This window comes from Microbacterium sp. NPDC079356 (assembly GCF_049545465.1).
GTDB classification, from domain to species: Bacteria; Actinomycetota; Actinomycetes; order Actinomycetales; family Microbacteriaceae; genus Microbacterium; species Microbacterium gawkjiense.
The window spans coordinates 268,418-282,203 of the sequence record NZ_JBMWDN010000002.1; the positions used below are offsets into that span (position 1 = coordinate 268,418).

Here is a 13,786-nt window from a genome sequence, read left to right on the forward strand (position 1 = left end):
CCCGCCCGTAGGCTGGGCGCATGGCGCAGCGGCAGCGGGGACGACGGTTCTGGGTGATCGGCACGGTGCTGCTGTTCGTCGGCGGCATCCTGTTCGGACTGATCCTGCAGAACGTGTGGATCGGCCTCGTCCTGGCCGCCGCGATCTCGATCGGCTGGCTCATCGCCTACGAGTCGCGCCGCGGGCGCAACGAGGGCATCTACGACCGCGACGACGACGGCGCGCAGCTCTAGTAGTAGACGGCGAGGGGCCCGCGCGGGCCATCCACGACATCGACCGGTGTCTCGAAGATGTCGGTGAGCACGTCGGCGCGGATGATCTCGCCCGGCGTGCCGAAGGCGGCGACCCGGCCGTCCTTCATCGCGCAGACGCGGTCGGCGTAGTGGCCGGCGAAGTTGATGTCGTGCAGGACGACGACGATCGTGCGTCCGAGCTCGGTCGCCGCCCGCTGCAGGTGGCTCATCATCTGCACGGCATGCTGGATGTCGAGGTTGTTGAGCGGCTCGTCGAGCAGGACGTACTCGGTGTCCTGCGCGAGGACCATCGCGACGTACGCCCGTTGGCGCTGTCCGCCCGAGAGCTCATCGAGGTACCTGCCTTCCAGCCCGCGCAGGCCGAGGAAGTCGATCGACCGATCGATGATCTCCTCGTCGACGACGGTGAGGCGACCCTGCGAGTGCGGATAGCGTCCGAAGCCGACGAGCTGACGCACCGTGAGCCGGGTGACGAAATGGTTCTCCTGCCGCAGGATCGCGATGACCTTCGCGAGCTCACGGGACTTCGTCGCGGCGACGTCGTGTCCGCCTACCGAGATCGATCCCTTGTCTGCGGCGAGGAGGCGTCCGACCATCGTGAGGAGCGTCGACTTCCCGGCGCCGTTGGGTCCGATGAGGGCGGTGATGCCGCCGGCGGGCAGGTCGAGGGTGACCGGGCCGATCGCGACCTCGGTGCTGTAGCGCTTCTCGACGGCGGTGAGCGAGATCACAGGCGTCCCTTTCGGAGCAGGTGGATGAGGAAGAGCGTGCCGCCGACGATCTCGACGATGATCCCGACCGAGCCGGCGGCGTAGAAGACGTGCTTGAGCACGACGTAGGCGCCGCCGAGCACGACGAAGCCGACGAGTCCGGAGAGGGCGAACATCCGCCGATGGTCGAAGGTGTCGGCCAGCTGATACGTGAGCATCGCGACGAGGAATCCGAAGAACGTCATCGGACCGATGAGCGAGGTCGACACGGCCATCAGAACCGAGACGAGCAGGAGGGCCAGGATCGAGTCGCGCCGCTGGGACGACCCGAGGCTCAGCGCGACCTCGCGCCCCAGGCCGAGGAGGTTGAGTCGCCCGCCACCGAAGGCCAGGAGGCCACCGGCGGTGACGACGAGCGGCAGCGCGATGGGGAGGTCGGTCGCGTCGGCGTTCGCGACGCTGCCGATCAGTCGCGCCGTCAGCAGGTCGAACTCGGTGGGCGTCAGCAACCGTTGCAGGAACGTCGAGAAGGCGGCGAGCGCGCCTCCGAGGATGATGCCCACGAGGAGCATGATCTGCACGTTGGCATAGCGCCCCGACAGCAGCCATCCATACAGGGCTCCCGAGAAAGCGAGCATGGCCGCGACCTGCAGCAGGTAGGGACCGGGCCCCTGCACGAGGAGCGCACCGGCGGCCCCGAAGAAGAAGATCGCCGCCGTCGAGATCGCGGTGTAGAGGGACTCGAAGCCCATGATCGACGGCGTGACGATGCGGTTCGCGGTGACGGTCTGGAAGGTGATGGTGGCGATCCCCTGGCACACGGCGACGATCGCGATCACGATCACACTCGTGACGCGCAACTGTGCGATGCGCCAGAAGCCGTCGCTGCCCGTGGAGGCAGGGTTGTCCCAGAGCAGAATGCCGGCCGCCACCGCCACGGCGAGGACACAGAGCACCGCCACGGTCACGGCGTAGCGGCGCGCGCGGGTCGCCGTCGGGAAGGCACCGGAGAGGGCGACGACCTCAGCCACGGCGACGCTGCCTCAGCAGAAGGCCGATGAACACGACGGCGCCGACCATCGCGAGGATCAGCGAGACGGGTACTTCGAAGGGTGCGTTGACGACGCGGGCGAGGATGTCGCAGGCAGTGATCAGTGCGATGCCGCCGAGCGCGACCCACGGGAGGTTCGACCGCAGATCATCCCCCCGGATCAGCGAGACGACGTTCGGGACGATGAGTCCGAGGAAGGGCAGGTTGCCGACGACGACGGTGACGACGCCGGCGGCGAGGGCGATGAGCACCGTGCCCAGCAGAACGATGCGCCGGTAGTCCAGTCCGACGTTGGTCGCGACGTCCTCGCCGAGCCCGGCGATCGTGAAGCGGTCGGCCGCGATGAAGACGGCGATGACGACGACGAGCACGATCCACAGCGGTTCGTACTGCCCCCGGAGGACGGAGGTGAACGAGCCCGTGAACCAGATCGCCATGCTCTGCAGCAGGTTCGTCGACAGCGCGAGGAAGGTCGAGACCGCGCCCACGACAGCGCCGAGCATCATCCCCACGATCGGCACGATGATCGAGGAGGTCAACATGACCCGGCGCAGGAACAGGAAGAAGAGCATGGTCCCGACGAAGGCCATCGCGACAGCGCCGATCATGCGCACCACAAGGGGCGCGTCGGGGACGAGCAGCATGACCAGCAGGAGTCCCAGGCCCGCCCACTCGGTGGTCCCGGTGGTGGTCGGTTCGACGAACCGGTTCTGGGTCAGCAGCTGCATGACCAGTCCGCACATGGCGAGCGCTGCGCCGGCGAGGACGAGGCCGACGGTCCGAGGGATGCGCGTGATCGCGAACATCTCCGCGCCATCCTCCTCGCCGATCACGTCGTAGACGCCGACGAAGAGGGAGAGCGCCACGAGCCCGGCGACGACGACAGCGCCGAGCAGAAGCTGCCAGGTGAACAGGCGCCCGCGCGGGCGCCTGTTCACCGGGTGCTCGAGAGTGAGGGTCACCGGCTCTCGAGGGCGTCCGCGAGGTCCTCGAAGAACGTCGTGTACGTCTCGATCCCCTCGTTCAGGTAGGTGCCCTGCGGCATGTAGACGATGTTGCCCTCGCGGACGGCGGTCACGTTCTGCAGCGCTTCGGATCCGGCGAGGATGTCGTTCGCCGGGGTGTAGGCCTCATCGGTGTTGACGCTGACCGCGGCATCCCGATCCATCACCAGGAACCAGTCGGGGTCTGCGGCGGCGAGCGCTTCGACCGAGATGTCGTCGCCCTGGTGATCGGTCGAGCCGTCGGACTCCAGCGCCGGCGTCAGCCCGAGGATGTCGTAGACGGGTCCGAGCGTGCGACCCGTGGTCGGCGCGGCGTAGTTGATCTCACCTCCGGACGTGATCACACCCATGACGGTCTCGCTGTCGTCGTAGGCGGCCAGGACCCGTTCGATGGCAGCGTCGAAGTCGGCGACGAGGGCGGCGGCCTCCTCCTGCTTGCCGAAGATCTCGCCGAGGGTCGTGACCTGGCGACGCAGCTCCTCATCGAGAGGCTCACCGTCGCGCGGATCGAGCTCGACGATGGTGGCGTCTGGGACGAGCGTCTCGAAGTCGGCGTAGTAGCTCGAGAAGCGCTGCCCGTTGACGATGAGGTCGGGGTCGGCGGCCACGACCGCCTCGAGGTCGGGTTCGTTGTGGTTGCCGAGGTTCGCGACGGCGGGGTCGTCCTTGAACGACAGACCGTCGGGGAAGATTTCGAGCGGCGCCCCGACGACCGGGACCCCCCAGGAGTCGAGCATCGAGATCGTGCGGTTGTCGGTGGCGACGACCCGCTGCGGCGGGGTGGTGACGGTCTGCTCGCCGTGGTTGTCCTCGACGGTGACCGTCTCGGTGTCGGTCTCGACGGCCGGCTCGGCGTCGGCGGCGGTGCCGGCGCACCCCGCAAGGGCGAGTGCCGCAAGGGCGACCAGCGGAGTGGCGGTCAGGGGACGGATGCTGCGCATGTGACTGCTCCTGTCGTCGACGGAGCGGGCGTGTATGAGCACGCTGGCGCCGTCGGTCGGAAGGGGATCGCCGGCGAGTGCCAGGCAGTTTTTAGGTTAGCCTTACCTGTGTGAGCTTCGTCAAATCCGCCCCCTCTTTCCGGCTGGAGCGACAGCCGCTCGACCTCCGCTTCCGCCGCGCCGCCCTCGCGGCACGGACGTGGGAGACATCGACGTACGTGCGCGTCCGGCTCGAGGGTGACGACCTGCGCGGTTTCACGTCGCTCGGCAGCGACGATCACATGCGCCTGTTCTTCCCCGCCGAGTCCGCCGTCGACCTCGACGCGATCCGACAGTCACCCAGCCGCGAGTACACGCCGCTGGCGTGGGATGCCGAGGCCGGATGGCTCGAGGTCGAGTTCGCCGTGCATGGGGACCAAGGCATCGCGGCGCCGTGGGCGGCATCCGCTCCCCTCGGCTCGACGATCGGGGTCGGTGGGCCTCGCGGCTCGATAGTGATCGCGGGCCGTCCCGACGCCTGGTTCCTCGCCGGCGACGAGACCGCCGTGCCCGCGATCCGTCGGTTCGCCGGGCTGATGGACGCGGACGCGGTCGGCCGCATCCTCATCGAGGTGACGGATGCCGCCCACGAGCTGCCGGTGGCGGCGCCGCGCGGGGTGGACGTCGGCTTCGTGCACCGTGGCGACGCGTTCCCGGGTGTGGCCCTCGCCGCCGAACTCGACCGCTTCGCGGAGCAGGATCGCCCCGACGGCGACGTGTTCGGCTTCGTCGCCGCCGAACAGGGGATCGTGAAGTCCGGGCGACGCCTGCTGCTCGAGCGGTGGGGCCTGGCATCCGACCAGGTGGTCGTGAAGGGATACTGGAAGAGCGGCGAGGCCGAGTACCACGCGCCCCACTGACGACGCCCACGGTGAGCACGTGCGGGGCGGTCAGCCTCCGTGACGGATGCTGGGGCTACCGCGCTCAAGACCTACCCCACGCGGGAGCGACGGTCCATGCGGCCACCCTGCCACACGTCGCAGGCATGCGCACGATCGACCTTTGACGCGACACGCCCGGGCCGCTAACGTAGCAGGGCTGTGCCGACCGGCACGGCGAGAACCCGGAGGACGCCATGACCACGCAGCAGCGTGATCTGCTCCAGCGGAACGAGACCAAGGTCCCGTTCCGCTACGAGCCGTACCCTCCGGCGCGCGCCGTCTGACGCCATCACCGTCCGACGCCCCGCACCGCACAGGTCCGGGGCGTCTTCTCGTGTGTTCCTCTCCACACGAAGGCTCCCGGGCCCTCCACGAAGGAAAGGAACCATGGAGAAGCTCACGAACAGGCTGCTGTCGTGGGCGAGCATCATCGACGACAAGACCGTCGAACAGGCTCGCACCTCGTCACGCATGCCGTTCATCCACCCGCACCTGGCGCTCATGCCGGATGCGCACCTCGGCAAGGGGGCGACCGTCGGCTCGGTCATCCCGACGCTGGGCGCCATCATGCCGGCGGCCGTCGGCGTCGACATCGGATGCGGCATGATCGCCGTCCGCACGCAGTTCACGAAGGCGCAGCTCGTGGAGCGCGACCTCGCGGGCCTGCGGGAGCAGATCGAACGCGCGGTCCCGCTGTCGGCAGGCCGCGACAACCGCAAGATCGTCGCCACCGCCGAGCCGCGCGTCGCCGAGCTGGAGGAGCTCGCTGCGAAGAACGGGTTCGACCCGGCATCCTACGCAGGGCACTGGCGGAACCAGCTCGGGTCGCTCGGGTCGGGGAACCACTTCATCGAGATCTCGGTCGACGAGACCGACGCGGTGTGGATGTTCCTGCATTCCGGCTCGCGGGGCGTCGGCAACAAGATCGCCACGCATCACATCGCCGTCGCGCAGCGGCTGGCGACGCAGTGGTGGATCGACCTGCCCGATCGCGACCTCGCCTACCTCGTAGAGGGGACGGACGAGTTCTGGGAGTACATCCGCCAGCTGCGGTGGGCCCAGCGCTTCGCCCTCCTCAACCGGGAGGAGATGATGGACCGGGTCTCGCGGCAACTCTCCGAGGTGATGGGAGAGGACGTCGTCGAGCACGAGCGGATCAACTGCCACCACAACTTCACCGAGCGCGAGAAGCACTTCGGCAAGGAGGTGTGGGTGTCGCGGAAGGGCGCCATCCAGGCGGACAAGGGACGGCCCGGGCTCATCCCGGGGTCGATGGGCACGGCCTCGTACGTCGTCTCCGGACTCGGCAACCCGCTCTCGCTGAACTCCTCACCGCACGGCGCAGGGCGGGAGTACTCGCGGTCGGCAGCCCGTCGGACGTTCACGCACGAGCAGCTGCGGGAAGCCATGTCGGGCATCGAGTTCCGTGACACGGACGCGTTCATCGACGAGATCCCGCAGGCGTACAAGCCGATCGACCGGGTCATGGCCGACGCGGCCGACCTCGTCGAGATCCGGCACACGCTGCGCCAGCTCGTCAACGTGAAGGGCGACTGACCGGCGCTCTCTCCGGGCGGCGCCGAGATCGCCGCCACCTCGTCGTCCGTGAGCGAGAAACCGAAGACGTCGGCGTTCTCGATCTGGCGGACGGGATCGGCGGACTTCGGGATCGGGGTGCTGCCGAGCTGCACGTGCCAGCGCAGCACCGCCTGCGTCGGCGTCACCCCGTGGGCGGCGGCGACGTCGAGCACGATCTGCTCGCTCAACAATTCGGAGCGCCGCGCGAGCGGGCTCCAGCTCTCGGTGCGGATCCCCTGCGACGCGTGGAACGCGCGCAGGTGCGCCTGCGGAAAGTACGGGTGCAGCTCGACCTGGTTCACGGCGGGAACGACACCGGTCGCCTCGATGATGCGGGCGAGCATGGGCTCGGTGAAGTTCGAGACGCCGACCGATCCGACGCGACCCTCCTTCTGCAGGTCGACCATCGCACGGTAGGTGTCGACGTACTTGTCGACGCTCGGGTTGGGCCAGTGAATGAGGTACAGGTCGATGCGGTCGAGTCCGAGGCGTTCGAGCGAGCCCTCGGCGCTGCGACGCGTCTCGTCGTACCCGTGGTCGCGTCCGGGGACCTTCGTCGTGACGATGAGGTCGTCACGGATGCCGCTCTGCCGCACGGCCTCGCCGACCTCGCGCTCGTTCTCGTAGTTCACGGCCGAGTCGAGCAGGCGGTACCCGCCCTCGATCGCCGCGACGATGGCATTCGTGCCGTCCTCGCCGCGGAGGTTGTACGTGCCGAGACCGAGCTGCGGGAACGCGGTGCCGTCGTTCAGAGAGACGGTGGGGATGCTGACCATTCCGCCACCGTACGCCGGATCCCGCACCCGAGGGCAGCGACTCCGGGGGATAACCCGAACGGAGGTCTCCGGACGGCCCCGATGTGGCCCGCGGACCCCGCCCCTAGCGTGGTGACATGACTTCCGACACCTCCGTCCCGCCCCGACGGCTGCGGCCGCTGCGGCGCCTCGGCGCCTTCGCGCAGCTGGCCGCCGTCGCGGTGGCGGGCACCGGCATCCTCACCACCGTCGTCACCCTGGTCAGCACGGGGATCGGCACAGTGCTCGTCCTCGGCATCGGCATCCTCTTCCTCGTCGCGGCGCTGTACCTCGCGTGGGCGGCGTCGTGGCTCGAGCACGAACGCGCCGAGGGCCTGTACCGGCACGGCATCCCGCAGCTGCGGATCCGCACGAGCGGGGAGCCCGGGTTCCGCGGGCTCATGCGCACCCTGTGGCTGCAGTTCACCGACGGCGGCATGTGGCGCGGCATCGGCAGTCTCGCGATCGCCACCGTCCTCGGCTGGATCGTCATCGGGGCGACGTGGGCGGTCATCGGCTCCGTCGGCCTCGCGTTCTCGCCGCTGACCGGGGATGCGGGCGGCACGCTGCCCCTCACCGGGATCGCCGTCGCGGACGGCTGGGCCGTCGCCGGGGGCGTCGTCGCGGCCCTGGTGAGCCTCGGCATCCTGTTCGGGATCTCCCTCCTCGACGACCTGCTGACCCGGTCGATCCTCGTCCCCTCGCGCGAGGCCGTCCTCGCCGAGCAGGCGCGTGCCGCCGGCGCGCAGCGTGCCGGCGCGGTGCGCGCCAGCGAGGTCGAGCGCACCCGCATCGAACGCGACCTGCACGACGGCGTCCAGCCGCGGCTCGTCTCGGTCGGGATGACCTTGGGGCTCGCGCAGCAGAAGATCGACTCCGACCCGGTCGCCGCGAAGGCGCTGATCGACGAGGCACACACCTCGACGAAGGCCGCCATCACCGAGCTGCGACAGTTGGCCCGCGGCATCCATGCGTCTGTCCTCGACGACCGGGGACTGGATGCCGCCCTCTCGGCCCTCGCGGCACGGTCGCACGTGCCCGTCGCCCTCGACGTCCGCCTCGACGAGAGGTGCAGCGCCACCTCGGAGGCCGCGGTCTACTTCGTCATCGCCGAGTCCCTCACCAACGCCGCCAAGCACGCCCGCGCCACCGAGGTGCGCGTCGTGGTCCGCAGCCGCGGCGACGCCCAGACCGGCCGGCTCATCTGGGCGCGCGTCGAGGACAACGGCATCGGCGGAGCGCGTGTGCTCCCCGGCGGCGGCCTCGACGGGATCATGAACCGGGTGCTCGCCGCCGGCGGCACCGCGACACTCGACAGCCCGGCCGGTGGGCCGACGTCCCTGGAGGTGACGGTCCCGTGCGCATCCTGATCTGCGAGGACTCCACGCTGCTGCGCGAAGGCCTGGTGCGCGTGCTCGAGGACGCCGGTCACACCGTCGTCGCAGCCCTCCCCCACGCCGACGCCCTCGTCGACACGGTGACCGAGACCGGGCCCGAGCTCTGCATCCTCGACGTGCGGCTGCCGCCGACCTTCACCGACGAGGGCATCCGGGCCGCGCTGACGCTGCGGGCGCAGCATCCGACCCTCCCCGTCCTGGTGCTCAGCCAGTACGTCGAGGAACGGTACGCGAGCGACCTCATCACCGGCCAGAACGCCGCCCTCGGGTACCTGCTGAAGGACCGTGTCGCCGATGTGCGGGACTTCCTCGACTCGATCGATCGGATCGCCGCCGGCGCGACGGTCCTCGACCCAGAGGTGGTGGCGCAACTGCTGACGCGCCGCGCCCGGGATGAGAGGATGTCGCGCCTCACCGATCGCGAACGCTCGGTGCTCGCGCTCATCGCCGAGGGCAAGAGCAACGCCGCGATCGCGGCGGCGCTGTTCGTCTCGGAGGCGAGCGTCGAGAAGTACATCACCTCCCTCTTCCAGAAGCTCGGCCTCGAACAGGACGAGCACGGCAACCGACGGGTGCTCGCGGCGCTCGTCCACCTCGAACACAGCGCACCGCCCGCCCCCGGGCATCCCGATCAGAACGGAACACTTCGATGAGCATCGACCTCACTCCCCCGCCCACCGCGTCGGCACCCACCGGCACGCAGCCGCCGCAGCCCCAGCCGCCGCGCCCGTCGGCGCAGATCGTCGCCATCATCGCGATGTGCCTGGGCGGCGTGCTGCTGCTCGGCGCGCTGGTGTCGGGAATCGGCTCGATCGCCTACGCCGCGTCCGTTCGCGGCACCGGCGGCGGAACCGCCGACACGAGCGGGGTGGACGCCCTGTCGCTCGACGTCTCGGCGGGCCACGTGGTGGTGCAGTACGCCGACGTCGACCAGGCGATCCTCGACGTCGCCGGCGGCGACGGGAACTGGAGACTCGAGCGTCGCGACGCAACCCTCAGCCTCAGCAACGACCGCCCCTGGTGGGCGTTCCAGGTCGGGTTCGGCTGGGACGACAACCGGGCCACCCTGACCCTCCCCGCCGCGATGGAGCAGCAGCGGCTCGACGCGGACTTCGACGTCTCGGCGGGCTCGCTCACCGCCGATGGCACCTACGGGCGCCTGGAGCTGCACGTCGGCGCGGGCGATGCGGACGTCTCGGGCACCGCCGACGACGTGCGGGTCGACGTGAGCGCCGGCGAGGCGGATGTGCGCGTCGACGGCGCCGCGCGCGCGAACCTCACGATCGGCGCGGGCCAGATCATCGCCGACCTGACGGGCACTGCGCTCGCCGAGATCCGGGCCGACGTCAGCGCCGGCACCCTCGTTGCGACCGTCCCGAACGAGCCGTACGACGTGAGCTCCGACGTCTCGGCGGGCTCGTTCGACAACCAGCTCGACACGTCCGACGGCGCCACCCGCACCGTCGACGTGCAGGTCTCGGCCGGCTCCGCCACCTTCCGCCCCGCCGACTGACCCGCTTCGCGCCACGAGCCGACGCGACGTGCGCTCCACACCCCGTGGAGGCAGCACTTCGCGTCGGCTCGACGCTGTGCGGGTCAGCCCACGACGGCGATCTCGTTGGGGACGTGGTCGAGGGCGACGGTGTGCACGATCTCGTCCGTCTCGAGGTCGACGACGACGAGGCCCTCGCGCAGGACGCGGCTCTGCTGCTGCTCGACGAGCCGACGAGCGGTCTCGACGACGCGTCGCGGCGGGCCGCGGCATCCGCTCTGCGCGTCGCGACGGGCAGGGGCGCGGCGGTCGTCGTCGTGACGCACGACCTCGGCGAACTCGGGGAGGTCGATGAGGTGGTGACCCTGGCGGAGGGCCGGATCGGCGGGCGCCGCGGGGAGTCTGTCATGCGTGGACGGAGCCTCGAGAACGTGAGTAGCGTTGAGGGGTGACCAACGCTCCGATCGATGCCACCACCACCTCCGCCTGGGCTGAACTCGAATCGCTGAAGGCGGGCTTCACCCCGGACCTCCGCGGCTGGTTCGCGTCGGACCCGGAGCGCGTCGCCAAGCTGACGCACGACGTCGCGGATCTGCACGTCGACCTGTCGAAGAACCTCGTGACCGACGAGGTCGTCGCCGCGCTGGTGCGTCTCGCCGAGCAGACCGGTGTCGCCGAGCGGTACGCCGCGATGCTGGCGGGCGAGCACATCAACACGACCGAGGACCGCGCCGTGCTGCACACGGCGCTCCGCCGTCCGGCAGACGCCGTGCCGTCGCTGACGGTCGACGGCCAGGATGTGGACGCCGACGTGCAGGGCGTGCTCGACGCGATGGCGGAGTTCGCCGGACGGGTGCGGTCGGGTGAGTTCACCGGCATCACGGGCAAGAAGGTCGAGACGGTCGTCAACATCGGCATCGGCGGGTCGGACCTCGGTCCGGTGATGATCTCGGCGGCGCTGGAGCCGTATGCGGATGCCGGCATCTCGGCGCGCTTCGTCTCGAACATCGACCCGTTCGACATCGCGTCGAAGACGAAGGACCTCGACCCCGAGACGACGCTGTTCATCGTCGCGTCGAAGACGTTCACGACGCTCGAGACGCTGACGAACGCACGCTTGGCACGGGATTGGCTGTGGGAGGGCCTCGCGTCGACGGGGGCGATCGACGGCAGCGACGAGCAGAAGAAGGATGCCGTTGCCCACCATTTCGTCGCGGTGTCGACGGCGCTCGACAAGGTCGCGGAGTTCGGGATCGACACGGCCAACGCGTTCGGCTTCTGGGACTGGGTGGGCGGCCGCTACTCGGTCGATTCGGCGATCGGGCTGTCGCTCGTGATCGAGTTCGGACCCGACACCTTCCGCGAGCTGCTCGCCGGGTTCCACGCCGTGGACGAGCACGTGCGGACGACGCCGCTGACGCAGAACGTCCCGGTCCTGATGGGGCTGCTGAACGTCTGGTACACGAACTTCCTGGGCGCGCAGTCGCACGCGGTGCTGCCGTACGCGCAGCAGCTGAGTCGGTTCGCCGCGTACCTGCAGCAGCTGACGATGGAGTCGAACGGCAAGTCGGTGCGGTGGGACGGCTCCCCCGTCACGACCGACACCGGCGAGGTGTTCTGGGGTGAGCCGGGGACGAACGGGCAGCACGCGTTCTACCAGCTGATCCACCAGGGGACGCGGCTGATCCCGGCGGACTTCATCGCGTTCGCGAACCCCGCCTACGCGCTGACGGACGGCGACCGGGACGTGCACGGGCTGTTCCTGGCGAACTTCCTGGCGCAGACGAAGGCGCTGGCGTTCGGCAAAACGGCCGAGGAGGTCGAGGCCGAGGGCACGACCGGCGCGCTCGTCGCCGCGCGGACGTTCCCGGGCAACCGTCCGACGACGTCGATCTTCGCGCCGTCGTTGACGCCGCGGGTGCTCGGCGAGCTCGTCGCGCTGTACGAGCACATCACCTTCACGCAGGGCGTGATCTGGGGCATCAACTCGTTCGACCAGTGGGGTGTGGAGCTCGGCAAGCAGCTCGCCATGCAGATCGCACCGGCGATCGAGGGCGACAGCGACGCGTTCGAGTCGCAGGATGCCTCGACCAAGGCGCTGCTGGAGTACTACCGCGACCACCGGGCCTGAGGGTCCGGCTTCATCGTGACGGTCGACGTCGCGGACTGAGGTCGCACCGCAGGGCGGGCAGCGTCGTTCGCCGGCCCGGTGGCGTGGTGGCTCGGTGGCTCCGTGGCCTGGTGGCCTGGGAGGCCCCTGGCTTCGGTGCGTCCGCTGATCACTAGAACGGTGGTGGTCCGGGTGGGTCGGTGGTGAATTGCGGGATGCGGCGTTCGGGCCTCACGAGGTAGACCCGGCCTGCGGGTGAGGTCCATTCGAGTGCGCCGCCGGGTTTCGCTTTGATCTGCCAGTCGGAGTGGTGTTTGAGAGTGTGATGCCCGCGGCACAGCGGGGCGAGGTTGTCGGCGGCGGTGGTCCCGCCGTGGTGCCAGTCGATGGTGTGGTCGAGGTCGCACCTGTCCGCGGGGATGCCGCAGCCGGGTGCCATGCACCGGGCGGCCCGCCAGGTGACGAGCCGTCGGAGGTCGGCGGGTGGCCGGTACTGCTCGCGTCCGATGGAGAGGACGACACCGGTTTCGGGGTGGGTGAGCACCCGCATCCACCCGGTTGCCGCTCCGCACAGTTCGCGGGCGCGGTCGAGGGGGATCGGACCGACACCGTCGACCTGGGCGGCCGGGCCGTCACCGGTGAGAAGCGTCAGGGCGGGGACGGTGATCGCGACGGTGGGCCGGATGCCTCGCGCGGTATCGGGGAGCGCGTCGGTTTCGTCGTCGAGGAGCAAATCCCCGAACACGTCCGCCCGCTTCTGGTCCAAAGTGCGCTCGTCGTCGGCGGAATCAAAGGTTTTCGCGATCGCGGTGAGCCTGCCGGTGATCGCGTGTGCTTCGACTGCGGGCAGGTGCGCGGTCAGCCACGCCATCCCATCCACCCCCGCATCCACACGCACGTACCGGTGCGCGACGGCGGCGGCGTGCTGTTCGGCGAGGGTCGCTTCCTGCTCCCGGTCGACGATCCGTTTCATCGCGCGCCGGAACGGACCCGTCGGGAGCTCTTCCGCGAGCGACAGAACCTCCGCAACCAGCCCCGCGGTCACGTCGTCGAGCTGATCCAAACCGTCGACGATGATCGTCGCGTGGGTGTCGGTGATGTCCGCACGGCTCATCGCCTCCCACACCTTCGGGTACCGACGCAGCAGCGCGTGCCCGACACCCATCAACCTGCCCGCGGCGTGCTCGGTGATCCGCAACGCGGCTGCGACCTCGAGCCGCACCGACCGTTCCACGAACGCGACCGGCTCGTCCCGGCGGCGCGCGTCGGCGATCGCGTCATCCCACAACTCGACAATGCACGCGTACCGCTGCGCGGCGTGCACGGTGGCCATGTCGGCGCACATCACCACCCAGTCCAGCGTCGTCGGGATCCCCTCCGGGACCTCATCGCGACGATCGACTGAACTGGACATAGTCCCAGACTAGGAGGGGGTTCCGACATCGCTTTCGGCACCGTAGCCTCGCGCCCGATACCTCGAACCGACCGCCTCGCCACCCCGGCATCCCCGTCCCCTGTCACGAACTGCAGGCGAC

The 13,786-nt window shown here is 69.8% G+C and carries 13 protein-coding genes and 1 pseudogene; 7 read left to right on the forward strand and 7 right to left on the reverse strand.

What is annotated here, in order from left to right; translation table 11 throughout:
- Window positions 1-20: 20 nt before the first annotated feature.
- The gene (locus tag ACPEH0_RS06110; protein ID WP_064003883.1) at window positions 21-233 is read left to right on the forward strand and encodes a hypothetical protein; all 213 of its coding nucleotides are present in this window, start codon (window positions 21-23) and stop codon (window positions 231-233) included.
- Here ACPEH0_RS06110 and ACPEH0_RS06115 read toward each other — a convergent pair.
- The 4 genes from ACPEH0_RS06115 to ACPEH0_RS06130 are packed head-to-tail and all read right to left on the reverse strand — an operon-like array spanning window position 230 to window position 3,960.
- Window positions 230-985, reverse strand: coding sequence for an ABC transporter ATP-binding protein (locus ACPEH0_RS06115; protein ID WP_363378903.1), 756 nt, complete (start codon window positions 983-985; stop codon window positions 230-232). The genes ACPEH0_RS06110 and ACPEH0_RS06115 overlap by 4 nt on opposite strands.
- Complete coding sequence (locus ACPEH0_RS06120; protein ID WP_366213798.1) at window positions 982-1,995, reverse strand: iron chelate uptake ABC transporter family permease subunit; 1,014 nt, start codon at window positions 1,993-1,995, stop codon at window positions 982-984. Before ACPEH0_RS06120 ends, ACPEH0_RS06115 begins: the two co-directional genes overlap by 4 nt.
- Window positions 1,988-2,977: an ABC transporter permease gene (locus ACPEH0_RS06125; RefSeq protein WP_366213797.1), complete on the reverse strand. Its 990-nt coding sequence runs from the start codon at window positions 2,975-2,977 to the stop codon at window positions 1,988-1,990. Before ACPEH0_RS06125 ends, ACPEH0_RS06120 begins: the two co-directional genes overlap by 8 nt.
- On the reverse strand, window positions 2,974-3,960 hold the full coding sequence (locus ACPEH0_RS06130) for a siderophore ABC transporter substrate-binding protein (RefSeq protein ID WP_366213796.1): 987 nt from the start codon (window positions 3,958-3,960) through the stop codon (window positions 2,974-2,976). The genes ACPEH0_RS06125 and ACPEH0_RS06130 overlap by 4 nt, the downstream gene beginning before the upstream one ends.
- 110 nt (window positions 3,961-4,070) lie before the next feature.
- Between ACPEH0_RS06130 and ACPEH0_RS06135 the strand changes: the two genes are divergently transcribed.
- Window positions 4,071-4,859 (forward strand): siderophore-interacting protein, encoded by a 789-nt coding sequence (locus tag ACPEH0_RS06135; protein ID WP_366213795.1) that lies wholly within the window; start codon window positions 4,071-4,073, stop codon window positions 4,857-4,859.
- Window positions 4,860-5,267: 408 nt separating this feature from the next.
- Complete coding sequence (locus tag ACPEH0_RS06140) at window positions 5,268-6,437, forward strand: RtcB family protein (RefSeq protein ID WP_366213794.1); 1,170 nt, start codon at window positions 5,268-5,270, stop codon at window positions 6,435-6,437.
- A 20-nt stretch (window positions 6,438-6,457) separates the two neighbouring features.
- On the opposite strand, the pseudogene ACPEH0_RS06145 reads toward ACPEH0_RS06140, so the two are convergent.
- A pseudogene (locus tag ACPEH0_RS06145) lies at window positions 6,458-7,234 on the reverse strand (aldo/keto reductase); the annotation flags it as partial.
- 116 nt (window positions 7,235-7,350) lie between these two features.
- On the opposite strand from ACPEH0_RS06145, the gene ACPEH0_RS06150 reads away from it, so the two are divergent.
- From ACPEH0_RS06150 to ACPEH0_RS06160, 3 genes are read left to right on the forward strand one after another with little or no spacing between them, the layout of a single operon-like run.
- Window positions 7,351-8,622, forward strand: coding sequence for a sensor histidine kinase (locus ACPEH0_RS06150; protein WP_366213793.1), 1,272 nt, complete (start codon window positions 7,351-7,353; stop codon window positions 8,620-8,622).
- Window positions 8,610-9,302: a response regulator transcription factor gene (locus ACPEH0_RS06155; protein ID WP_217529286.1), complete on the forward strand. Its 693-nt coding sequence runs from the start codon at window positions 8,610-8,612 to the stop codon at window positions 9,300-9,302. The genes ACPEH0_RS06150 and ACPEH0_RS06155 overlap by 13 nt, the downstream gene beginning before the upstream one ends.
- On the forward strand, window positions 9,299-10,162 hold the full coding sequence (locus tag ACPEH0_RS06160) for a hypothetical protein (protein ID WP_366213792.1): 864 nt from the start codon (window positions 9,299-9,301) through the stop codon (window positions 10,160-10,162). Before ACPEH0_RS06155 ends, ACPEH0_RS06160 begins: the two co-directional genes overlap by 4 nt.
- An 83-nt stretch (window positions 10,163-10,245) precedes the next feature.
- Here ACPEH0_RS06160 and ACPEH0_RS06165 read toward each other — a convergent pair whose 3' ends face one another.
- On the reverse strand, window positions 10,246-10,467 hold the full coding sequence (locus ACPEH0_RS06165) for a hypothetical protein (protein WP_366213791.1): 222 nt from the start codon (window positions 10,465-10,467) through the stop codon (window positions 10,246-10,248).
- 122 nt (window positions 10,468-10,589) lie between these two features.
- Here ACPEH0_RS06165 and pgi point away from each other — a divergent pair, with 122 nt between their 5' ends.
- Window positions 10,590-12,272, forward strand: coding sequence for a glucose-6-phosphate isomerase (pgi, locus tag ACPEH0_RS06170; protein WP_366213790.1), 1,683 nt, complete (start codon window positions 10,590-10,592; stop codon window positions 12,270-12,272).
- 151 nt (window positions 12,273-12,423) lie between these two features.
- On the opposite strand, the gene ACPEH0_RS06175 is transcribed toward pgi, so the two are convergent.
- A complete protein-coding gene (locus ACPEH0_RS06175; protein WP_366213789.1) occupies window positions 12,424-13,665 on the reverse strand; it encodes an HNH endonuclease signature motif containing protein in 1,242 nt (413 codons plus the stop codon).
- Between the last annotated feature and the right edge of the window lie 121 nt (window positions 13,666-13,786).

Bases quoted from the DNA above. Each gene is read 5' to 3' on its own strand.
- ACPEH0_RS06130 (WP_366213796.1), bottom strand. From the start codon at position 3,960: ATGCGCAGCATCCGTCCCCTGACCGCCACTCCGCTGGTCGCCCTTGCG.
- ACPEH0_RS06110 (WP_064003883.1), top strand. From the start codon at position 21: ATGGCGCAGCGGCAGCGGGGACGACGGTTCTGGGTGATCGGCACGGTG.
- ACPEH0_RS06160 (WP_366213792.1), top strand. From the start codon at position 9,299: ATGAGCATCGACCTCACTCCCCCGCCCACCGCGTCGGCACCCACCGGC.
- ACPEH0_RS06150 (WP_366213793.1), top strand. From the start codon at position 7,351: ATGACTTCCGACACCTCCGTCCCGCCCCGACGGCTGCGGCCGCTGCGG.
- ACPEH0_RS06175 (WP_366213789.1), bottom strand. From the start codon at position 13,665: ATGTCCAGTTCAGTCGATCGTCGCGATGAGGTCCCGGAGGGGATCCCG.
- ACPEH0_RS06140 (WP_366213794.1), top strand. From the start codon at position 5,268: ATGGAGAAGCTCACGAACAGGCTGCTGTCGTGGGCGAGCATCATCGAC.